At 69.8% G+C, this 23,150-nt stretch carries 15 protein-coding genes; 8 read left to right on the top strand and 7 right to left on the bottom strand.

Features of this window, described 5'->3' with window-relative positions:
• Positions 1-216: 216 nt before the first annotated feature.
• Positions 217-1,521 carry an O-antigen ligase family protein gene (locus OG990_RS19115; RefSeq protein ID WP_406076525.1) on the bottom strand — a complete coding sequence of 435 codons (1,305 nt, stop codon included), beginning with the start codon at positions 1,519-1,521 and terminating at the stop codon, positions 217-219.
• 80 nt (positions 1,522-1,601) lie between these two features.
• Complete coding sequence (locus tag OG990_RS19120) at positions 1,602-2,642, bottom strand: polysaccharide biosynthesis protein (RefSeq protein ID WP_406076526.1); 1,041 nt, start codon at positions 2,640-2,642, stop codon at positions 1,602-1,604.
• A gap of 309 nt (positions 2,643-2,951) precedes the next feature.
• Between OG990_RS19120 and OG990_RS19125 the strand changes: the two genes are divergently transcribed.
• Both OG990_RS19125 and OG990_RS19130 read left to right on the top strand, forming a co-directional pair.
• Complete coding sequence (locus OG990_RS19125; protein WP_406076527.1) at positions 2,952-4,958, top strand: heparinase II/III family protein; 2,007 nt, start codon at positions 2,952-2,954, stop codon at positions 4,956-4,958.
• The gene (locus OG990_RS19130) at positions 4,955-6,142 is read left to right on the top strand and encodes a glycosyltransferase family 4 protein (protein WP_406076529.1); all 1,188 of its coding nucleotides are present in this window, start codon (positions 4,955-4,957) and stop codon (positions 6,140-6,142) included. Before OG990_RS19125 ends, OG990_RS19130 begins: the two co-directional genes overlap by 4 nt.
• Before the next feature lie 39 nt (positions 6,143-6,181).
• On the opposite strand, the gene OG990_RS19135 is transcribed toward OG990_RS19130, so the two are convergent.
• Positions 6,182-8,218 carry a bi-domain-containing oxidoreductase gene (locus OG990_RS19135; RefSeq protein WP_406076530.1) on the bottom strand — a complete coding sequence of 679 codons (2,037 nt, stop codon included), beginning with the start codon at positions 8,216-8,218 and terminating at the stop codon, positions 6,182-6,184.
• Positions 8,219-8,529: 311 nt separating this feature from the next.
• On the opposite strand from OG990_RS19135, the gene wecB reads away from it, so the two are divergent.
• From wecB to OG990_RS19150, 3 genes are all read left to right on the top strand, one after another.
• Positions 8,530-9,612, top strand: coding sequence for a non-hydrolyzing UDP-N-acetylglucosamine 2-epimerase (wecB, locus tag OG990_RS19140; protein ID WP_406076531.1), 1,083 nt, complete (start codon positions 8,530-8,532; stop codon positions 9,610-9,612).
• An 84-nt stretch (positions 9,613-9,696) separates the two neighbouring features.
• Positions 9,697-12,801, top strand: coding sequence for a M14 family zinc carboxypeptidase (locus OG990_RS19145; RefSeq protein WP_406076532.1), 3,105 nt, complete (start codon positions 9,697-9,699; stop codon positions 12,799-12,801).
• A 100-nt stretch (positions 12,802-12,901) separates the two neighbouring features.
• On the top strand, positions 12,902-13,810 hold the full coding sequence (locus OG990_RS19150; RefSeq protein WP_386989886.1) for an NAD(+)/NADH kinase: 909 nt from the start codon (positions 12,902-12,904) through the stop codon (positions 13,808-13,810).
• A 19-nt stretch (positions 13,811-13,829) separates the two neighbouring features.
• Here the strand turns inward: OG990_RS19150 and pgm are convergent, their stop codons facing one another.
• Complete coding sequence (gene pgm / locus OG990_RS19155) at positions 13,830-15,473, bottom strand: phosphoglucomutase (alpha-D-glucose-1,6-bisphosphate-dependent) (protein ID WP_406076533.1); 1,644 nt, start codon at positions 15,471-15,473, stop codon at positions 13,830-13,832.
• A gap of 47 nt (positions 15,474-15,520) precedes the next feature.
• A complete protein-coding gene (gene glgC / locus OG990_RS19160) occupies positions 15,521-16,753 on the bottom strand; it encodes a glucose-1-phosphate adenylyltransferase (RefSeq protein ID WP_328425685.1) in 1,233 nt (410 codons plus the stop codon).
• A 70-nt stretch (positions 16,754-16,823) separates the two neighbouring features.
• Between glgC and glgA the strand changes: the two genes are divergently transcribed.
• Positions 16,824-18,035 carry a glycogen synthase gene (glgA, locus tag OG990_RS19165; RefSeq protein ID WP_406076535.1) on the top strand — a complete coding sequence of 404 codons (1,212 nt, stop codon included), beginning with the start codon at positions 16,824-16,826 and terminating at the stop codon, positions 18,033-18,035.
• A 62-nt stretch (positions 18,036-18,097) separates the two neighbouring features.
• Here glgA and OG990_RS19170 read toward each other — a convergent pair whose 3' ends face one another.
• Both OG990_RS19170 and OG990_RS19175 read right to left on the bottom strand, forming a co-directional pair.
• Positions 18,098-18,553 (bottom strand): type II toxin-antitoxin system VapC family toxin, encoded by a 456-nt coding sequence (locus OG990_RS19170; RefSeq protein ID WP_406076537.1) that lies wholly within the window; start codon positions 18,551-18,553, stop codon positions 18,098-18,100.
• Positions 18,543-18,782, bottom strand: coding sequence for an AbrB/MazE/SpoVT family DNA-binding domain-containing protein (locus tag OG990_RS19175; RefSeq protein WP_406076538.1), 240 nt, complete (start codon positions 18,780-18,782; stop codon positions 18,543-18,545). The genes OG990_RS19170 and OG990_RS19175 overlap by 11 nt, the downstream gene beginning before the upstream one ends.
• A 145-nt stretch (positions 18,783-18,927) precedes the next feature.
• Here OG990_RS19175 and OG990_RS19180 point away from each other — a divergent pair, with 145 nt between their 5' ends.
• Positions 18,928-21,003, top strand: a complete 2,076-nt coding sequence (locus OG990_RS19180; protein WP_406076539.1) for a maltotransferase domain-containing protein — start codon at positions 18,928-18,930, stop codon at positions 21,001-21,003.
• Positions 20,991-23,093 carry a 1,4-alpha-glucan branching protein GlgB gene (glgB, locus tag OG990_RS19185; protein ID WP_406076541.1) on the top strand — a complete coding sequence of 701 codons (2,103 nt, stop codon included), beginning with the start codon at positions 20,991-20,993 and terminating at the stop codon, positions 23,091-23,093. Before OG990_RS19180 ends, glgB begins: the two co-directional genes overlap by 13 nt.
• The last annotated feature ends 57 nt before the right edge of the window (positions 23,094-23,150 follow it).

Genomic DNA, 23,150 nt, shown 5'->3' on the forward strand with positions numbered 1-23,150 from the left:
ACCGCATCGGGTGGAGGCATGATTCGGTGGCAGAGACAGCAACCGAGCCACAGAAGCCATACCACCGTGATCCGGATTCACCATTCCGCCCGCTACCTCGGCACAACATTCAGTACTCACTGAACGAGCCAACGAACGTGAAGTCATGCGGGTGATGGCCCGGCAGTGCAAAGGTGAAAACGGTGACCACTCGAACCGCCGGTCATGTCCCGCTGATCACGTCAGCCGCCGTCCGGCCGCGGCCACCTCCCGCACCTCCGGCGTCTTCTCCGTCGGCCATTCCAGCCGTATTCCTGCTGGGGACCGGGAAGCGCGGACGCCGATCGTGCCGGACGGACGCGCCGCCCTCCGGCCCGGGCCATTCCCCTTCCGCCGGTTCGTGGCCTGGACCGGCAGCATCGACAGGAGGGCGAGTGCCAGCCACGCGCCCCGCTCGAACTCCCACACGCCGGTCAGCCAGATCGGAAACGTCGCCACCACGAAGAGCCCGGCGACACGAAGCCCGACCGCACACTGTGCCGCCCGCGTGGTGAGCACCGATCCAAACAGGACGGCAACACCCACCAACCCCACCAGGCCCAGATCCGCGGCGACTGCGAGGACGGCGGTGTGTGGGCGAATTCCCAACGGATTCCAGATCTCGAAGTTGCCTGCTCCGCCGCCCACCCAGAAGGCGTCCCACCAGTAGGTCAGCGCATACCGCCACATCTCGATGCGGCCTGCCACGTCACCGGTCGACGCCGAGCCGATCGCGTCGTCGGCCCACAGCAGTGCGCCGTGCCCCAGGCCGAGCGGCACCGCGAGCAGCAGCGTCGGTACCACCGCGATCACGGCCGTCCACATCGCGCGAGGAATCAACTCGCTCAGCAGCGCGTACACCACCGCGAGCAGCAGTGCGACCAGGGCGCCCTTGGTTCTGTTCAAGAAAACCCCGGACGCCAGTACCGGCAACGCTGCGATCAGGCCAATTCTGACCAACCGCCGCTGACCGGGGATTCTCAGCAGGGCCAGTGCCAGCACGAACGCGGTGACGCTCGAGTAGGCCGTGAAATTGATGTTGGTGCCCTCGATGCCGAAGCGCACAGCCATGTCCAACGCGCTGGTCTGCGTGAGTACCCCACGCGCCTCGATGATCAGTTGCCATGCCGAGATCGCGCACCCGAGGATGTACGAACCCCCCACCGCAAGCAGGTATCTCGGCGTCGTGGCGACGTGGCGGACCGCGACGAAGATGAGACAGGCCGAGGTGTACGCGAGAGCCACGCTCCGAGTCTGGGCAACGTCACTGGACCAGTTGACCGTCAGGTGCGCCCAGGCAGCGACCGCGAGGGCCAGCAGATCCGGTAGTCGGGGACGGGGAATGCGGCCACTGAGGAGGATCGCCGCGGCCGAGGCCTGCAGGACGAACATCCAGGCGTTTGCCGACGACGCCTGGAAGGCCGCGACGCACAGCAGTCCAACGCCGACGATCGTCGCCTTCCTCCGCAGGTCGCTGTTCTTGGTTCCGGTCGCAGTCGCCACAGCTCCCCCTCAGGATCGACGCCACGGACCCGACGCGGCACCGGCCAGCCGGATCCGCGCCGCGACCGGAATCGCGAGGTTCAGCATGTGAGGAGCGGGTCTCGGTGGGCCAGTTCCGCACGAACCTCAGGCAGGGTCAGCAGCAACTCGACGATCTGCGGCACATCAAGCTGCGGAGCGTTGGCCGAGTTGAAGTCATCCTCAGGCCCCACACCGATCTCACCCTCAGTCACATACAGGGCGTAGTTCAAATCCCGATCATCCACCGGCACCCGGAAGAAATCACCGAAATCCTCAGCCCGCCCGAGTTCCTCACGACTGGCCAACGTCTCATGCAACTTCTCACCATGCCGCACCCCGATCGGATCCACCTTCGCCGGCACATCAAAAAGCTGACACAACGCCGCCGCCAAATCCCCCACCGTGCACGCACTCGCCTTACGAATGAAAATGTCACCCGGACGAGCATGCCGAAACGCATGCTCCACCAGATCCACCGAATCCTGCAACGACATCAAAAACCGCGTCATCAACGGATTCGTCACCGTCGGCGCCCGACCCGCCTTGATCTGCTCGATGAACAACGGAATCACCGAACCCCGAGAAAACATCACATTGCCGTACCGCACACTCGACACCGTCGTCGGACTACCCGGATTATTCCGCGAATGAGCCTGAGCCACCTTCTCCATCAACGCCTTCGACATCCCCATCGCGTTGACCGGATACACAGCCTTATCGGTGCCCAACATCACCACCGAACTCACCCCGTTACGCTCAGCAGCCTCCACCACATTCGCGCTACCCAACACATTCGTCCGCACCGCCTCCAACGGGAAAAACTCACACGACGGCACCTGCTTCAACGCCGCGGCATGGAAAACGAAATCCACCCCACGCGCCGCCCGCAACACCGTGTCGTAATCCCGCACATCACCCACGTAATACCGCACCCGCTCATCACCGAGCACCCGCCGCATCGCATCCTGCTTCGCCTCATCACGACTGAGCACCCGCACCTCGCCCACATCACGATCAAGCAAACGCCCCACCATCGTCCGACCAAACGAACCCGTACCACCGGTGATCAACACCCGGCGACCAGAAGCCAGAAAAGTCAACACCACTCCTCAACGTCACTGATGCCACACCGGCCACGTTCACCACAGGACACACCCACGACCCACCCCCACAGCCACAACACCCGCAACGACCCCACAACTAGCCAGGAAACGTACGAAACGTCCCAGTTGCCCACAATCGGTACTTCTTGGACACAAGTCCATACTCAGGACGAACGGCACCAAACGCGGCCAATGACCTGATATGGTCGCTCTCATTACTTCGGGTCGCCCGAGCTCGGCGCCCCGGACAACCTCGGATTCCGGCAGACCACGATCACCTCCGTCGCCATGCCCAAGGGGAAGCTGATGGTGAAGACCGATCTACGCGCGATCGCCGTGGACATGCGCGCCCTGGGCCTGTCGGCACCGCTGCGCGCGGCGTACGAGGCGTCCAAGCGCAGCGGGTTCCACGCCGTGCTGTTCGGCGGCCGGACACAGCGCCACCGCCCGGCCACGCTGGTGCCGCTGACCGGCATGATGCCCGTCAGCGACGAGGCGGGGCAGCGCTGCCTGGACGACGCCGGCAGCGTGCTGCGCGACGGGCTGCGGGTGTTCGGGGGCCGGGTGGCGACGGGCGTCTCGGCACCGTGGTGCACCGACCCGCTGACCGGGCGGCAATGGCCGGCGGGGGAACCGTGGTGGCGGATCGACATCCGCTCCGAGGTGCGGCTGTCGGACGTGAAGCACACCTGGGAGGCGGCACGCCACCGTGACCTGGTCGTCCTGGCACGCGCGGCCCGCCTCGACCCGGCCGGCCCGTGGCAGGACGGGCTCACCGGCCTGCTGCGGTCCTGGTGTGCGGAGTCCCCGCCGGAGCAGGGCGTGAACTGGTACTCCAGCCTTGAACTCGCGCTGCGCGCGATCGGCTGGAACCAGGTCATGGCGCTGGTCGGCGAGCGGCTTCCCCGCGACGTGGTGACCGCCATGGAGCGGCTGCTCCTGGCCAGCGCCCGGCACCTGATGGTCGAGCTGCCGTACACGTTGAGCAGCATGCGCAACAACCACATGCTCGGCGACGCACTCGGGCTGATCCTGCTGTCGCGCATGTTTCCCACCGCTCGGCGTGCGCGCTGGTGGGCGCGTACCGGGGAGCGGATGTTCGTGGCTCAGCAGCGCCGGCACATCGCGCCCGACGGCCGGATGATCGAGGATTCGCTGTCGTACCACCGCTTCGTGCTCGAAATGCTCATCGTGCGGGTGCTACTCGGCGCCGCGCCGTCCGACGTACACCGTGATCTGCACGCGGCCAGCCTGCACCTGGCTCGGCTCGGCGTGTTCGACGGCGACATCCCGCAGTACGGCGACTGGGACGAGGGGCGGGTGCTCGCATCCTCCGGCGACCCGCTCGACGTGGCCGGCTCGACCGCGCTCGGCCTCGCACTGTGCGGCGAGCGGCTGCCGGCGGGCTGGTACGCAGACTTTGACGAACTGGCGTGGTACGCGCCCACGCCTCCGCGGGAGCCCACACCGGACCGGACAGCCGCGATCGGCCACGCCCGGTCCGGGCCGTCGGTCTCGGGAGGCATCGCGCTGGTCGACCGGGGGCCCTGGCAGGTCTGGTTCAAGGTGGACGGCGGCCCCTCGCACGGCCACGCCGACCTGACCTCAGTCTGGATCAAGCACGGCGGCCGGTGGCTGATCGCCGATCCGGGCACCGGCACCTACAACGGACCGTTGGAGGTGCGCAACGGACTGCGCACCTCCGCCGCCCACCCCGTGCGCCGGCCGGACGGACAGGACCAGCTCGTACCGCATCGCGCTTTCCGTTGGCGCAACACCGCACGTGGGCACCTCGGGCCGCCGCTCGTCCTGCCGGACCGCACCATCGTCTTCGGTTGGCACGACGCGTACGCGCGCGGCGAGCACCCGCTGCGCGTCGGGCGCGCCGTCGTGGTGACCGATCAGTACGTGGCGATCGTCGAGTTCGCGGACCCGCCGCAGGTTGCCAGGTCCTGGTCGCTCACGATCCCGCTGCACCCCGACGTCACGGTGGAGAGCGACACGCTCATCTCCGGCGAGAGCAAACTCGGCCTCTTCGGGCTGGACGGGTACCAGCCGGTGCGCGGGCGGTCGGCACCTTTCGCGGGCTGGCACAGCCGGACGTACGGACGCTGGGAGCCGGCGACGTGGATCACGGCCGAGAGCCGGGTCGACACCGTTGTCTGGGGGCTCGGCACGGTACCCGGGTCGCGGCCCGAGCCGAACGCACTCGACGGTCTCCACTTCGAGGTCACCTGGAGCGCCGCCGGCGCCACCCTCACCGTCACCGTCATCGCATCAGGGGAAGTCCATCACGTGAGAGCGCCACGATGACGCAACGCAGAGTCCTCGTCCTCAACCACTTCGCCGTGCCCCCGGGCTATCCGGGCGGTACCCGGCACGTCGAGCTGTTCAGCCGGCTGCCCGGCTGGTCGTACGTGATCATCGCGGGGCGCCGCAACATGATCACCGGTCAGCCACAGCGCGCGGAGCCGGGATTTCATCCTGTTGCCGTGACGCCATACCGGGGCAACGGCCTGGGCCGGGCGCTCAACTGGGCCAGCTACGCGGTGACGGCCACGGTGTCCGGCCTGCGGCAGCCCCGCCCCGATGTGGTGTACGCGTCCTCACCGCACCTGCTGGCCGGCCTCTCCGGCTGCGTCGTGGCGACACTCCGGCGTACACCATTCGTCCTGGAGGTCCGGGACCTGTGGCCGCGAGTCCTCGTCGACATGGGAACGCTCGCGGAAACCTCGTTGGCGTACCGGGCGCTGGAGCGCCTGGAGCGGTTCCTGTACCAGCGCTCCGATCGCGTGGTGATCATGGCGCCGGGCGTGCGGGCGGCGATCGAGGGTAAGGGTGTGGCACCCGAGAAGATCGTCTTCATCCCCAACGCGGCTGACCCCGACGACTTCGTGCCCAGCGCCGACCGCGACGAGCTGCGGCGGCGGTACCGGTTCACCCGCCGCACCGCCGTCTACGCCGGCGCACACGGCCCGGCCAACGGGCTCGACCTGCTCCTGGCCGCCGCCAAGGCGGTGCCTGAGATCGACGTCGTGCTGGTGGGATCGGGTGTCGAGAAGCCGCGCCTGCAGGCGGCGGCACTCGGCATCCGCAACGTCCGGTTCCTCGACCCGGTGCCGAAGACCGAGATCCCCGATCTCCTCCACGCCGCGGACGTCGGCGTGCACGTACTCGCCGACGTCGAACTGTTCCGTGCCGGGGTCAGCCCCAACAAGGTGTTCGACTACATGGCTGCCGGGTTGCCGATCGTCACCAACAGCCCGGGGACCGTCGGCGATCTCGTCATGGGCGCCGACTCCGGGTACGTGACCTCGCCGGGCCACCTCGCCCACGGCCTCGGCCAGATGGTCCAGGCGAGCCCAGACGAGCTGGCGAAGATGGGCGCCGCCGGCCGAGGCTGGATACGGGAGAACCAGTCGCGCACGGCGATGTCCCACGCGCTCGGGCGCCTGCTCGCCCCGCTGGTCGACGAGGCGGGCGAGGCACCGCGCTGATTGCCGTCCGGCGTACCGCCGGCGCACCGCCTCAGCGCATCACGAGTTGAACCCGGCGCTCACGCTGGTCTCCGCGTCCGCCTGGGTGGGCAGGCGCGACGAATGTTCCTGGATACCCGCCAGGGCAGCAATCGCGGACAGCGCCGCCCGCGTCGTACCGAACGACGCTTGGAGATCGAGGTCGTCGGGCGCGTTCCCGGCGATCACTCCACGCACGTGGGCGAGCAGTTCGTGGTGTCCCTTGCCCGCGGGTACCCGCTTCACGTCCCGGCCGTCGATCTCCAGGCGCCGGAAGTCGTCGATCACCACGGTGTGCCCGCGGCCGAGGATCTCCAGGCGTTCCTTCGGGGTACGCCGGTGCCCACGCGTGCAATACGTGATCGTCGCCGTGGACCCGTCCGGGTATCCGAGCAGGACGCTCACGTCCTCCTCCAGTCCCGGTTCGCCGCGGCCACTGCCGTACGCGTGCACCACGCGCGGCTGCTCACCCACGAGCCACGACGCAAGGTCGATGAAATGGCACACCTCGCCCCGGACGCGGCCGCCCTGGCGCCGATCGTGGTACCAGTGCGATTCGGGGAGCGTCCCGGCGTTGATCCGGTAGGCGATGGTCAGCGGCCCGGACGCGGCCTCCAGGACCTGCTTCGCGTGAGCCGTCATGGGCGCGTGCCGGCGGTTGAAACCGACGAACAGGTGGCCCGAGTTACGGTCATAGGCGGCCGTGACCTCATCGAGTTCGTCCTGCGTCAGCGCCAGTGGCTTCTCGACGAACACATGCTTGCCGGCGTCGAGCGCCCGCACGACCATGCGGGCGTGCGAATCGTGGCGACTGAGGATGAACACCACGTCGATGTCGTCGCGGACCAGCAGATCGTCGACGGTCGGTACCACGAGGGCGATGCCGTTGCGCTCCGCGGCGTGCCGCGCCGAGAGACCCTTGGCGGACGTGATGGCGGCGAGGTCGTCCACCCAGCCCGCCGCTTTGAGCGCGGGCAGGAACGTCGCCTTGGCGTAGTTCCCGGCGCCGATCAGCCCCGCACGCGGTGATGTCGAGCTGCGGCGCGGCCGGATCGTGATCGTGCGTCGGGACGGCTGCGCGGGAGCTGAGTAGCTGAGCTGCACCGCGAGCGAGCGCGGGTCGGAGGCGAGCACCTCGTATGCCGACGTCGCACGCTCCACGTCGAAGACGTGTGTGACCAGGTCATCGACCGCGACCCGACCGCTGGCCACCAGGTCGAGATAGGCCTCGATGTTGCGCCGTGCCGTCCAGCGCACGTGGCCGATTGGGTAGTCGATGCCCCATTCCTCGTAGGCGCGGTCGTAGCGGCCGGGCCCGTAGCTGCGGGCGAACCGGAGGTCCAGCTCGCGCTCGTAGAACCGCCTACGGTCGAGCTCCAGGCCGACGTCACCGACCACGACCAGCCTGGCGCGGTCGCGCGCGATCTCGGCGCTCCGGGCGACCGGCTCCGACGAGGGTGTCGCCGCCGTGATCAGGACCGCGTCGACGCCCCGGCCACGGGTCAGTTCCATGATCTGTTCCGTGGTCGCCGCACCGGCCTCGACCAGACCGACCGCGCCGCCACCCCTGACCAGCTCCGCGGTCCACTCGCGCAGGTCGATGCCGATGACGTTGAGCCCCGAGGCGAGCGCCAGGCGGACCGTCAGCTGCCCGACCAGACCGAGACCGACGACCGCGACCGAGCCGCCCAGACCCACCTCGGCCTGCCGCAGACCCTGCAACGCGATGGCCGCGACCGCGCCGAAGGCGGCGGCCTGGTCCGAAACCGCTTCCGGGACGGGCACTGCGAGCAGACCCGGCACTGCCTGATACTCGGCGTGCCCCACCGACGCGGTGGCCACGCGCATCCCCGGCCGGATGCCATCAGTCGCGGCGCCTGCGGAGACGACGACGCCGGCCGCGCTGTACCCGAGCGGCATGTCCTCGTCCAGCCGGCTGCGCACCGCCGCGAGCGTCGAGCGAACTCCCCCGGTACGCGCCCTGTTGACGACCTGGCGGACCAGATCCGGCCGCGCCCGGGCCTTGCGCAGCAGGCTCGCCGACGCGAGCTCGCGCACGGCGCGCTCGGTCCCCGCGGAGAGCAGGGACCTGCGCGTGGCGACGAGTACCTCGGTGGCCCCCGGCTCGGGCTGGGGGACCTCGACGACCCTCAACTCGCCACCGGACACGGACTGGACGATCTGCTTCACGGGGGCCTGCCTGCCTTGGGGAGTAAGAACATCGCTCGCGCGGCAGCTCGCCGCTCAGGCAGCGCACACCGCAACGCATCCGTCATTCGACATTGTATAGAGGTTAGACCCACCAAACTGGATAACTTGTACTATTGGCGCGCCCCCGCTGATTCGCACCGAATTCCACGAGGAGACACATGTCAGCCGACGCTGTCCTGCACGTCGCGGGGGCACGCCCCAACTTCCCCAAAGCAGCACCCGTGATCCGCGCGCTCGACCGGTACGGCATTCGGCAACAGCTCGTCCACACCGGACAGCACTATGACGAGCGGATGTCCGAGGTCTTCTTCCGCCAACTCGGTCTTCCCGAGCCTGACATCAACCTCGGCGTGGGTTCGGGAAGCCACGCCAGTCAGACCGCGGCCGTCATGACCGGTCTGGAAGAGCTGATGGTCGCGGCCCGCCCGGCGCTCACTGTCGTGTATGGCGACGTCAACTCCGCGCTCGCCGCGGCTCTCGTCGCCGCGAAGCTGGGCATCCCGGTCGCCCATGTGGAGGCAGGCCTGCGCAGCTTCGACCGCACTATGCCCGAGGAGATCAATCGCATTGTCGTCGATCACGTGTCGGACCTGTTGTTCGCCACGAGTCCCGACGCCGTGTCGCACCTCGACGACGAGGGGATCGCGGCGGAGAAGGTCCACCTGGTCGGCAATCCGATGATCGATACTCTGCTGGCCAATCTCGACCGCTTCGACGTCAACAGCATCCGTACCGCGCTCTCGCTACCCGACCGCTACATCGTGGCCACGCTGCATCGGCCGGGCAACGTCGACGACGCGGCAGATGTGGTCGACCTGGTGAAGGCGATGCACGCCGTGGCCGACCAACTCCCCGTCATCCTGCCGCTGCACCCGCGCGGCCAGCGCCACCTGGAGGACGCTGGGCTGCTGTCGCATCGCGCGCTACGGGTGATCGAGCCGCTGGGTTACCTCGAGTTCATCAGCCTGGTACGCGGCGCGGCGGTCGTCGTCACCGACTCCGGCGGCGTACAGGAGGAGACGACGATGCTCGGCGTACCCTGCCTGACGCTGCGGCCCAACACCGAGCGCCCGATCACGATCACCAATGGCACCAACCGCCTTGTCACCCGGGCGGCGCTTGCCGATGCCGTGGCAAGCATGGTGGCGGCGGGACGACCCGCCGTGTGGCCCACCCCGCCGTTGTGGGACGGCACAGCCGGCGAGCGCATCGCGGGGGTCATCGCGGGTCTGCTCAGGTAGCCGACTCGAATCCATCGACCTATTGACATCGATCACGCTGGCCCGAAAGCTCGCCGCTAGAGGTCCTTGACCCGAGGAGGCGCGATGAGACCGAGACGACTGGCGATCGTCGGCGTGGTCACCCTGGTCGGCGCATTGGCGCTGACCGCACCCGCGAGCGCACGGCCACCGTCCGACCCGGGCGGCCGCGACGGTCTCGAGGTGTACGTCGGCACGCTCGACGCGACGCAAGTGGACCGGCTCCGCGCGGCCGGGGTCGACCTCGGCCACGACGCCGAGGCGGCCCCGGATGGGCGCACGCAGGTCGAGACGGTGCTCAGCCGTCGGCAGGCGCAGCGCCTGGCCGGCCAGGGTGTCCCCCTGTCGGTCAAGAAGGTGCGTGGCAAGGACGCCTCCCAGGCGCTGCGGGAGCAGGCGGCGGCCGGCTGGTCGGCGTTCCGCTCGTACAGCGAGCCCGGCGGCCTCCGCGACGAGATCATCGCCACCGCCGCGCGCCACCCCGGGCTGGCCAAGGTCGAGACGATCGGCCGGACCCAACAGGGCAAGCCGATCCTCGCGGTCAAGGTCACCAAGAACGCCCGGACGGTGCCGGACGGCCGTCGCCCGGCGGTGCTCTACGGCAGCGCCCAGCACGCCCGCGAGTGGATCACGCCCGAGATGACCCGCCGGCTGATGCACCACGTGCTGGACAACTACGGCAGCGATCCGGCGATCACCCGACTGCTGGACCGGACCGAGCTGTGGTTCCTGCCGGTCGCCAACCCCGACGGCTACGACCACACCTTCACCACCGGCAACCGGCTGTGGCGCAAGAACCTGCGCGACAACGACCGGGACGGGCAGATCACCACCGCCGACGGGGTCGACCTCAACCGCAACTTCAGCTACAAGTGGGGGTACGACAACGAGGGCTCGTCACCCGAGCCGAACAGCGACACCTACCGTGGCCCGGCGCCCAACTCGGAGCCGGAGACCAAGGCACTGGACCGGCTCTTCCAGCGGGTCGGCTTCGAGTTCTTCGTCAACTACCACTCTGCGGCCCAACTGCTGCTCTACGGCGTGGGCTGGCAGGTGAGCACCCCCACGCCGGACGACGTGATCTACCAGGCGATGGCCGGTGACGACGCCCACCCGGCGGTGCCCGGCTACGACCCGGACATCTCCGCCGAGCTGTACACCACCAACGGCGACACCGACAGCCACGCCTCGGTGCGCTACGGGACGCTGGGCTTCACGCCAGAGATGTCGACCTGTGAGTCCGCCTCGGCGGTCGACCCGGACGACGAGTGGCTCCCGGAGGACTGCGTCAGCGACTTCATCTTCCCGGACGACGAGGGCTTGATCGCCGGCGAGGTGGCCAAGAACCTGCCGTTCGCGCTGGCCGTGGCGACGTCGGCGGGCGACCCGGACGACCCGGTGTCGGTGGTCGGCCGCAGCACACCGGACTTCGTGGTGGACACCTTCGACACGTCGTACGGGCGCAGCCAGCAGGTCGCCTCGATCACGCGGCGAGCGCTGAAGGACGTCCGGATGCACTACGTGGTCAACGGGGGCCGGCCGAAGACCAGCAAGGTCCGTGAGTGGCGCGGCGGCGAGCGGTACGGCGACGTCGGCGACGACTACTACGCCGAGCTGCGCGGCACGGTCACCGGCACGAAGCCGGGTGACCGGGTTGAGGTGTGGTTCACCGGGGTGAAGCCCCGCGGAGGCCCGGTGGCCAGTGAACGCTTCACCTACCGGGTGCACGGAGACATCGGCGGCGACGTGCTGGTCCTCGCGGTGGAGGACGTGACCGGGCTCAGCCCGGCGCAGACCGGCGGCACCGCGAAGTACGCCGACGAGATCGCCGCGTCGCTGACCCGGGCCGGCCACAGCAGCGATGTCTACGACTTCGACGCGATGGGGCGCAAGGCGCCGCACCCGCTGGGCGTGCTGTCGCACTACCGGACGGTCGTCTGGGAGACCGGGGACGACGTGATCCTGCGCTCCCCCGGCCAGGTCGCCGGCACCACGGCCCGGGCCGCACTGGACACCGAACTGGCCGTCCGGGACTACCTCAACGAGGGCGGCAAGTTGCTGGTCAGCGGCCAGTACGCACTGTTCGCGCAGGGCGCCAACGGCTCGTACGTGTACCACCCGGACGCGCCGGCGGAGTGCACCGACGCCGAGGACGCCACCTGCCTGCCGCTGCTGAACGACTTCCAGCAGTACTGGCTGGGCGCCTTCACCTACGTGAGCGACGGCGGCACCTCACCGGAGGGCGAGCCGTACCCGGTCGCCGGTGACGGCCCCGGGTTCACCGGGTTCAGCGGGCAGCTCAACGCCCCCGGGTCGGCGGCGAACCAGGACCACACCGCGTCGTTCCTGACCACCTCGACGTTCCTGCCGCCGGATCAGTTCCCCCAGTTCGCCAGCTCCGCGCCGGTGGGCTGGACCCGCCCGGGCAGCGCACCGTTCGACCCGCGCACCGGGGAGTGGTACTTGTACAGCGGCCAGGCGGACGAGTCGTACAAGCGGCTCACCCGCACCGTGGACCTGACCGGGGCGAGCAGCGGCGAGCTGCGCTTCTTCACCTCGTACGACCTGGAGGAGAACTGGGACTTCCTTTTCGTCGAGGCGCACGAGGTGGGCACCGACACCTGGACCACCCTGCCGGACGCCAACGGCAAGACGGGCACGGTCACCGGGGACAGCTGCGCCGGCGGCTGGGACGAGTTGCACCCGTTCATCACGCACTACCAGGGGGCGGACTGCTCGCCGACCGGGAGCACCGGCAGCTGGAACGCGGCGACCGGCGCCTCGGGCGGCTGGAAGGAGTTCGTGGTCGACCTGTCCGGCTACGCCGGCAAACAGGTCGAGCTGTCGATCTCGTACGCCTCGGACTGGGGCACCCAGGGTCTCGGCGTCTTCCTGGACGACGCCCGGGTGCTGGTCGACGGGTCCGCCGTGGCGGAGACCTCGTTCGAGTCGGCCGACCTGGGCGGCTGGACGGTGGCCGGCCCACCAGCCGGCTCCGGTGGTAACGCCAACGACTGGTCGCGCAGCCAGCAGGCGTTCGAGGAAGGCTCGGCGGTGGTCACCGCGGACACCGTGTACCTGGGCTTCGGGCTGGAGGGCCTGGCGCCGGCAGCCCGCGACGACCTGGTCGCCCGCTCGCTGACCCACCTGACCGGCCGACCCCGCCGCTGACGGCGGCGAGGTGCGCCGGCGGTCCCCGGACCGCCGGCGCACCTTCGGGGTACGCCGGGCGTATCCGACGCCGATGTGATGAGCTGTACGGGTGTCGGGGCTGGGTCTGGTGCTGCACCCCACCCGGGATGTCTCCGAGGTGGTCGAGATCATCGAACGGTGGGCGTCGCGCCACCACAAGTCACTGATGGTGCGCGAGGAAGACAAGCACCGCGTACCTGCCAGCGTCGAGCCGGTGCCGGCGGACGCGGTGGCCGTCCGCGCCGACGCGTTGATCAGCATCGGTGGTGACGGCACCATGCTGGGAGCGCTGCGTTCCGCCATCCTCGACCCGAAACCGGTGCTCGGCGTGCACCTGGGCAGGCTCGGCTTTCTGGTCGAGGTCGAACCGCCGGAGCTGCCCGAGGCGTTGAGCAGGTTGCTGTCGAAGGACTTCACCGTCGAGTCACACGCCTGCCTGGCCTGCGACGTGTGCGGCGACGACGTCGTGGCGTTCAACGACATCGCCCTGGTCCGTCAGCCCGGCTCCGGCTTCATCACCGCCACCCTCGGGATCGACGGCCAGCAGTACGGCTACTACCGCTGCGACGCCGTGGTGGTCAGCACGCCGATCGGCTCCACGGCGTACAGCTACGCCGCCGGTGGACCGCTGATCTCCCCGGCGGCGGACGTGGTGGTGGTGACGCCATCGGCACCGATGGCCGGCATCTCCCGGTCGGTGGTGCTCTCTCCAGGGGAGAAGATCCGGCTGGAGCTGGAACCCAACTCGGCGGCGGTCGCCGTGGAGATGGACGGGTTGGTGTTCCGGGACGCGGCGACCGAGGGGGCCATCGACATCAGTTACCGGCGCAACGCCGGCCTGGTGGTCCGCCTCGACCCGCTGCGCTACCAGGAACGCAACCAGTTGAAGATGAGCCTGCTCGACCTGCCGTTCCTGCCCGAGCAGCTCCGCGAGCTGCTGCCCGAGGAGCTCCAGCATCACCAGCAGGATCGCCCCCCACCCTGCTGACCGACCCCGCTGGGCGGGGTCAGGCCTGGCTGAGCACCCCGTCCACCAGGTTTTTGGCCTCCTGCTGAATGCGCGCCAGGTGCTCCGGCCCCTGGAACGACTCGGCGTAGATCTTGTAGACGTCCTCGGTGCCGGACGGCCGGGCGGCGAACCAGCCGGACTGCGTGCTGACCTTGAGACCGCCGATCGGCGCACCGTTGCCGGGCGCGCTGGTCAGCGTCGCGGTGATCGGCTCGCCGGCCAGTTCGGTGGCGGTTACCTGCTCCGGGGAGAGCTTGCCGAGCACGGCCTTCTGCTCACGGGTGGCCGGGGCGTCGATCCGGGCGTACGAGGGCGCGCCGAACCGCTCGGCCAGCTCGGCCCAGTGCTCGCTCGGGCTGCGCCCGGTGCTGCCCAGGATCTCGGCGGCGAGCAGGCAGAGCAGGATGCCGTCCTTGTCGGTGGTCCAGGTGGAGCCGTCGCGGCGCAGGAACGACGCGCCGGCGCTCTCCTCCCCGCCGAAGCCGACCGCACCGTCCAGCAGCCCGGGCACGAACCACTTGAAGCCGACCGGCACCTCCAGCAGCGGCCGGCCGAGGTCGGCGGCGACCCGGTCGATCATCGACGAGGAGACCAGGGTCTTGCCCACCGCGGCGGCCGGACCCCAGTCGGGTCGGGTGCGGAACAGGTGGTTGATCGCCACCGCCAGGTAGTGGTTGGGGTTCATCAGGCCTGCGTCCGGGGTGACGATGCCGTGCCGGTCGGCGTCGGCGTCGTTGCCGGTGGAGATCTGGTAGTTGGCGCGGGCGGCGATCAGCGACGCCATGGCGTTCGGCGAGGAGCAGTCCATTCGGATCTTGCCGTCGCCGTCCAGGGTCATGAACCGCCAGGTCGGGTCGACCGTCGGGTTGATCACGGTCAGGTCCAGTCGGTGCCGCTCGGCGATCTCGCCCCAGTACGCCACGCTCGCCCCGCCCAGCGGGTCCGCGCCGATCCGGACCCCGGCGTCACGGATGGCGTCGACGTCGATGGCCGCCGGCAGGTCGTCGACGTAGTTGGCGAGGAAGTCGTACTCCCCGGTGGTGTCAGCGGCCCGGGCCCGGGCGTAGGTGATCCGGCGGACCTCCTTGAGCCCGGCGGCGAGGATCGCGTTGGCCCGGTCCTGGATCCACCTGGTGACGTCGGTGTCGGCCGGCCCGCCGTTGGTGGGGTTGTACTTGAAGCCGCCGTCGTCGGGCGGGTTGTGCGACGGGGTGATGACGATGCCGTCGGCGAGGCCGCTGGTGCGCCCCCGGTTGTGGGTGAGGATCGCGTGCGACAGCGCAGGGGTCGGGGTGTAGCCGTCGCGGCTGTCCACCAGCACGGTGACCCCGTTGGCGGCGAGCACCTCCAGGGCGTCCACCGCGGCCGGCGCGGAGAGCGCGTGCGTGTCCCGGGCGAGGAAGAGCGGGCCGTCCGGGCCGTGCTCCCGTCGGTAGTCGCAGAGCGCCTGGGTGACGGCCAGGATGTGGTCGGAGTTGAACGCGTTGCGCAGGCTGGAACCCCGGTGGCCGGAGGTGCCGAAGGAGACCTGCTGCGCCGGGTCCGCCGGGTCCGGGTGCTCGGCGTAGTAGGCGGTCACCAGGCGCGGCACGTCGACCAGGTCGGCGGCCTCGGCGGGCTGGCCGGCACGGGGATGGGGCACGGGGGTCTACCTCCTCGGTACTGCGACGGACGACGGGCCGGCAGGGATCACAGCTCGACCTTCTGGCCCTTGCCGATCACCACGATGCCGTTGTCGGAGACGGTGTAGCGCTGCCGGTCCTTCTCCAGGTCGACGCCGATCTCGGCGCCCTCCGGGACGAACACGTTCTTGTCCAGGATGGCTCGTCGGATCACCGCGTGCCGGCCGATCTCGACACCCTCCATCAGCACCGAGCCCTCGACGTGCGCCCAGGAGTGCACCCGCACCTTCGGCGAGACGATCGAGTTTTCCACCAGCGAGCCGGAGATCACCACGCCCGGGGAGACCATCGAGCCGACCGCGCGGCCGACCCGCTCGCCCCACTGGTGCACGAACTTCGCCGGCGGCCACGGCGGCTGCTCCGTGTAGATCGGCCAGTCGAAGTTGTACATGTTGAACACCGGGTGCACGTTGATCAGATCCATGTGCGCGTCGTAGAACGAGTCGAGCGTCCCGACGTCCCGCCAGTAGCCGCGGTCCCGGTCGGTGGTGCCCGGCACCTCGTTGTCCCGGAAGTCGTAGACGTTGGCCTCGCCCCGCTCGACGAGCATCGGGATGATGCTGCCGCCCATGTCGTGCTTGCTGGTCTTGTCCTCCGCGTCGCGCTCGACCGCCTCGCAGAGCGCCCGGGTGGTGAAGACGTAGTTGCCCATCGACGCGTAGATCTCGTCTGGTGCGTCCGCCAGGCCGACCGCGTCGGTGGGCTTCTCGCGGAACGCCCGGATGCGCCGACCGTCCTCGCCGACCTCGATGACGCCGAACTGGTCGGCCGTCGACAGCGGCTGGCGGATGCCGGCGACGGTCACCGCGGCGCCGGAGGCGATGTGGTCCTCCACCATCTGCCGCGGGTCCATCCGGTAGATGTGGTCGGCGCCGAAGACGATCACGTAGTCAGGCTGCTCGTCGTTGATCAGGTTGAAGCTCTGGTAGATGGCGTCGGCGGAGCCGGCGAACCACCAGGGGCCGCGACGCTGCTGCGCGGGTACCGGGGTGACGTAGTTGCCGAGCAGCGTGGACATCCGCCACGTCTTGGTGATGTGCCGGTCGAGGGAGTGGGACTTGTACTGGGTCAGCACGACGATCTTGAGATAGCCGGCGTTGGCCAGGTTGGAGAGGACGAAGTCGACCATGCGGTACATCCCGCCGAACGGGACGGCCGGCTTGGCCCGGTCCGTGGTGAGTGGCATCAGGCGCTTGCCCTCCCCACCCGCCAGGACGATCGCGAGCACCTTGGCAGCCATGCCCCGACGCTATCCACCCGCGTCGCACTTCACCACTCGTACGGGGAGTCTTCTGCACTAGGGTGCGCACATGACCGACTCCTCCCCGGCCACCGGCTCCCTGCGCGTCGATCTACTGACCCGTGAGTACCCGCCGGAGGTCTACGGCGGCGCCGGCGTGCACGTCGAGTACCTGGCCCGGGAGTTGCGCCGCCTCGCCGACGTGCGGGTGCACTGCTTCGGTCTGCCGCGCAGCGAGCCGGGCGTCACCGCGTACGCCGAACCGCCCGGCCTCACCGGCGCGAACGCCGCGCTGCGCACCATGGGCGTGGACCTGGAGATGGCCGCCGGCGCGGCCGGCACCGACGTGGTGCACAGCCACACCTGGTACGCCAACCTGGCCGGACACACCGCGAAGCTGCTGCACGGGGTGCCGCACGTGATGACCGCGCACAGTCTGGAGCCGCTGCGGCCGTGGAAGGCCGAGCAGCTCGGCGGCGGCTACGCGCTCTCCTCCTGGTGCGAGCGCACGGCGGTGGAGGCCGCCGACGCGGTGATCGCGGTCAGCGGTGGGATGCGCCGCGATGTGCTGGCCGCCTACCCGCAGGTCGACCCGGACCGGGTCCGGGTGGTCTACAACGGCATCGACACCATCCAGTACGCCCCGGACCGGGGCACCGACGTGCTGGAGCGGCTCGGCATCGACCCGGCCCGACCCAGCGTGGTGTACGTCGGAAGGATCACCCGTCAGAAGGGGCTGCCCTACCTGCTGCGGGCCGCCCGGGAGCTGCCGGCGGACACCCAGCTCGTGCTGCTTGCCGGCGCTCCGGACACCGCGGAGATCGCCGCCGAGGTGGAGGAGTTGGCCGCCGAGCTGCGGGCCAACCGCTCCGGGGTGGTCTGGGTGGCCGAGATGCTGCCCAAGCCCGAGGTGATCCAGGTGCTCACCCACGCCACCGTCTTCGTCTGCCCGTCGGTGTACGAGCCGATGGGCATCGTCAACCTGGAGGCGATGGCCTGCGAGACGGCGGTGGTGGCGACCGCCACCGGTGGCATCCCCGAGGTGGTGGCCGACGGTGAGACGGGCCTGCTGGTGCCGATCGAGCAGGCCGCCGACGGGTCCGGCCGGCCGCTGGCCCCGGAGAAGTTCGTCGCCGACCTGGCGGCGGCGGTCAACACGCTGCTGGCCGACCCGGCTCGCACCGCGCGGTTCGGCAAGGCCGGCCGGCAGCGCGCGGTGGAGCACTTCTCCTGGGACGCCGTCGCCCGGCAGACACTCGACGTCTACCGCTCGGCGAGGTAAGCAGTTTCCTCGAAAGTGCGCGGATCTTGACAGCGGGCGGCTGGACGACGACCGAGCGGCAGTCAGTCGGTCGGCGTGATCAGCGTCAGGGTCGGGAAGTACGTGCGGTATCGCGCCCCATCACGGGTCAGGAGGTTGTACCGGCACACCGCCGCATGCGCACCGATGTAGAAGTCGGCGACAGGCGATCGCTTCACGCCGCCTAACTTGCGGTACCGCGCGTAGGCCTTACCGGCAAGGAAGCCCGCCGGGTACGGAAGCTCCTCGCGAAGGAAGTCCCCCGCGGGCAACGCCTCGTCCAGCTCTTCGATACCGGCGAAACGGACTGACACCTCGGCGTACACGATCGGATTGATCACCAGGTTGCCGGCGTCACGAGCCTCGGCGAGGGCAACTCCCGACCACTCCGCCCACTTCGGGTCATCGGTCAAGATGTCCAGCAGCACATTGGTGTCGACCAGCGTCGTCGCCGCATCCGGCGAACGCGACGGCAGGGCGCGGAGCCGGTCAATCGCCACGCAGCAACTCCATCAACTCCTCGGTGGACATGTGCTCGGTCTCCTTGGCGCTACCCCGGCCTCGCATGTGGCGCACGAGGCGCTGCCCCCGGGTGTCGGCGCCGTGGACCCGGACGATGCGGAGGGCTCCGCCCTCCTCGACCACGTCCACCTCATCGCCCTCGTGCAGGTTGTACTGGGCCCGCAAGGCCGCCGGGATGGTGACCTGGCCCTTGCTATTCAACCTCATACCTGACCTCCTGTCACGTGTCACATATGATACGCGATACTTGCAGGCGGGCATCACCCATGACGCCTGCCCCTCGGTCACGCATAGCTCGCCAACGTCAGTTGCTTGCCGCGCGCGAGAGGATCTCGCACAGTAGGTTGGCGGGGTGACTGGACGGTTCCCGATCGAAGACGTCTCCCCCGCCGTCGCCTGCGGTCGCTACCCGGCCAAGGCAGTGGTCGACGAGCCGGTGCCGGTATCGGCCCGCGCCTACCGCGAGGGCCACGACGCCCTCGGCTGCAACGTGGTGTGGCTCGGCCCGGACGGTGCGGCGCGGCCGTTCACCCGGATGCGCCCCGGGGAGCCGGGTCAGGACCGCTGGCACGCCACCATTCGTCCGGACACGGTCGGCGCCTGGATCTTCACCGTCGAGGCGTTCCAGGATCCGTACCTGACCTGGCAGAACGCGGTGACCAAGAAGGTGGCCGCCGGGCAGGGGCCGGCCGAGCTGGCCAACGACCTGGCCGAGGGTGCCCGGGTGCTCACCGCCGCCAACGAGCTGGTGCCGGCCGCCGAGCGGGCCCGGGTCGCCACGGCTCTCACGGCGCTGGTCGACACCGACCTGCCGCTGCCGCAGCGGGTCGACCCTGCGCTGGCCCTGGCCGACCTGCTCTGGGAGCATCCGGTGCGGGAGCTGGTCACCGAGGGTGACACGTACTCCCTCTGGGTGGACCGGCAGCGCGCGCTCTTCTCCGCCTGGTACGAGTTCTTCCCGCGCTCAGAGGGAGCGGTGGGCGCGCGCTCCGGCACCTTCGCCACCGCCACGGATCGGCTGCCGGGCGTCGCGGCGATGGGCTTCGACGTGCTCTACCTGCCACCGATCCACCCGATCGGCCGGGTCAACCGCAAGGGCCCCAACAACGCGCTCACCGCCGGGCCGGACGACGTGGGCTCGCCGTGGGCGATCGGCGCCGCCGAGGGCGGCCACGACGCCATCCACCCCGACCTGGGTACGCCGGCAGACTTCCGGGCCTTCATCGAGGCCGCGGCGGCCCAGGGCCTGGAGGTGGCCATGGATCTGGCGTTGCAGTGCGCGCCGGACCACCCGTGGGTCAGCGAGCACCCGGAGTGGTTCACGACCCGGGCCGACGGCAGCATCGCGTACGCGGAGAACCCGCCGAAGAAGTACCAGGACATCTACCCGGTGAACTTCGACAACGATCCGGAGGGCATCCGGGCCGAGGTGCTGCGGGTGGTGCTGCACTGGGTCGGCGAGGGCATCCGGATCTTCCGGGTGGACAACCCGCACACCAAGCCGTTCGACTTCTGGCACTGGCTCATCGCCGAGGTGAAGGCGGTCGACCCGGACGTGCTGTTCCTGGCCGAGGCGTTCACCCGGCCGGCCATCATGCACGGTCTCGGCAAGATCGGCTTCACCCAGTCGTACACCTACTTCACCTGGCGCACATCGGCGGCCGAGATGCGGGCGTACTGCGAGGAACTGCTCGCAGCGGCCGACTACATGCGGCCCAACTTCTGGCCGAACACCCCGGACATCCTGCACGAGTCGTTGCAGCACGGCGGCCCACCGATGTTCAAGATCCGGGCGGTGCTGGCCGCGCTGCTCTCCCCCTCCTGGGGCCTGTACGCCGGCTACGAGCTGTTCGAGCACGTGGCCCGCCCCGGCGCCGAGGAGTACCTGGACAACGAGAAGTACGAGCTGCGCCCCCGGGACTGGGCCGGCGCCGAGGCGCAGGGCCGTTCGCTGGCACCGTTCCTCGCCACCCTCAACCGGGTACGCCGCGACAATCCGGCCCTGCACCAGCTGCGCAACCTGCGCTTCCACGAGATCGACAACCCGGCGCTGCTCTGCTGGTCCAAACACGACCCGGAGACCGGCAACACCGTCATCGTGATCTGCTCGTTCGACCCGCGCACCGTGCAGTGGGGCAACACCACGCTGGACATGCCCGCCCTCGGCTTCGACTGGCACGAGCGGTTCACCGTGCACGACGAGCTCACCGGCACCAGCTACGACTGGGGTCAGCGCAACGCGGTGCGGCTCGACCCGTACCTGCAACCGGCACACGTGCTGACCGTGCGCCGGTCGAACCCGCCCGCCGCACCGGTACGCGCAGCGACCGTTCCGGCCACGCTCACCGTCGCGGACGTCCCCGCCGACCTGTCCGGCGGTACCACGCCGACCGCTCCCGCCTCGAAGGACGCCCGATGGACCAGCTGATCACCGGCGTGACGCACGACCCGCACGCGCTGCTCGGCGCGCACCCCGCCGACGGGTGGACGACGATCCGCACGATGCGCCGAGGCGCCGGCGACGTCGTGCTGCTCATCGGCGACGAGCGGCACCCGATGAAGCGGGTGCACGACATCGGTGTCTTCGAGAGTCGCGTCGAGGGCACCGTGCTCGACTACCGGGTGGAGGTCGACGGTGCCGTGCACGACGACCCGTACCGCTACCCGCCGACCCTCGGCGAGCTGGACCTGCACCTGATCGGCGAGGGCCGGCACGAGCGGCTGTGGGAGGCGCTCGGCGCCCGGGTCTTCGACGAGGGCGTCGCGTTCACCGTCTGGGCGCCCAACGCGCACGGGGTGCGGTTGGTCGGCGACTTCACCGGCTGGGCGCCCGACGACGGCTGGTCGATGCGCTCGCTCGGCTCCAGCGGCGTGTGGGAGCTGTTCGTCCCCAACGCCCGGGTCGGGGCCCGTTACAAGTACCGTGTGCTCGGCGCCGACGGGCAGTGGCGGGACAAGGCAGACCCCCTCGCGGCGTACGCCGAGGTGCCGCCGGCCACCGCGTCGGTGGTGCACCACTCGACGTACCGGTGGTCCGACGCGGACTGGCTGGCCCAGCGGGCCGAGCGGCAGCCGCACCAGGAGCCGATGAGTGTGTACGAGGTGCACCTCGGCTCGTGGCGGCCGGGTCTCGGCTACCGCGAGCTGGCCGAGCAGCTCACCGCGTACGTGACCGAACTGGGCTTCACCCACGTGGAGTTCCTGCCGGTGATGGAGCACCCGTTCGGCGGTTCCTGGGGCTACCAGGTGACCGGCTACTACGCGCCGACCTCCCGCTTCGGCGACCCGGACGACTTCCGGTACCTGGTCGACCAGCTGCACGCCGCCGGCGTCGGCGTCCTCCTGGACTGGGTGCCGGCGCACTTCCCCAAGGACGAGTGGGCCCTCGCGCGCTTCGACGGCACCCCGCTCTACGAGCACCCCGACCCGCGGCGCGGCGAGCACCCCGACTGGGGCACCTATGTCTTCGACTTCGGCCGCCGCGAGGTCCGCAACTTCCTGGTCGCCAACGCGCTCTACTGGTGCGACCAGTTCCACATCGACGGGCTGCGGGTGGACGCCGTCGCCTCGATGCTCTACCTGGACTACTCCCGCAAGGACGGCGAGTGGGCCCCCAACCAGTACGGCGGTCGGGAGAACCTGGAGGCCATCGCGTTCCTGCAGGAGGTGAACGCGACCGTCTACAAGCACCACGCCGGGGTGGTGATGATCGCCGAGGAGTCCACCGCCTGGCCGGGCGTGACCCGGCCCACCGCCGAGGGCGGGCTGGGCTTCGGGTTCAAGTGGAACATGGGCTGGATGCACGACACCCTGCTCTACACCTCGAAGGACCCGATCTACCGGCAGCACCACCACCACCAGCTCACCTTCTCCCTGGCGTACGCCTGGAGCGAGAACTATGTGCTGCCGATCAGCCACGACGAGGTGGTGCACGGCAAGGGCTCCCTGGCCGGCAAGATGCCCGGCGACACCTGGCAGCGGCTGGCCAACGTACGGGCGCTGCTGGCCTACATGTGGGCGCACCCGGGCAAGCAGCTGCTCTTCATGGGCTCCGAGCTGTCCGACGACCGGGAGTGGAGCGAGGAGCGCGGCCTCGACTGGTACCTGCTGCACGACCCGGCACGAGCCGGGGTGCAGCGCCTCGTCGGTGACCTGAACCGGGTCTACCGGGACACCCCGGCGCTCTGGGCGCAGGACACCGAGCCGGCCGGGTTCCGCTGGATCGCCGGTGACGACGTCGCCAACAACACCGTGTCGTTCATCCGGATCGCCCCGGACGGCTCGACGCTGGTCTGCGTGGCGAACTTCTCCGCCCAGCCGCTGCACGACTACCGGATCGGTCTGCCGGCCGGCGGCACCTGGGCTGAGGTGCTCAACACCGACGCCCACCACTACGGCGGCTCCGGGGTGGGCAACCTGGGCGAGGTGCACGCCGAGGACGTGCCGTGGCACGGCATGGTCGCCTCCGCCGCCCTCCAGGTCCCCCCACTCGGCGTCATCTGGCTCCGCCGCGACTGACCGGGCGCGCCGGGTCCGGGCGACGTCTGGGCGGGCGGGACCGTTCCCCCGAAGCGT

The organism is Micromonospora sp. NBC_00858, from assembly GCF_045207365.1.
Classification (GTDB): Bacteria; Actinomycetota; Actinomycetes; order Mycobacteriales; family Micromonosporaceae; genus Micromonospora.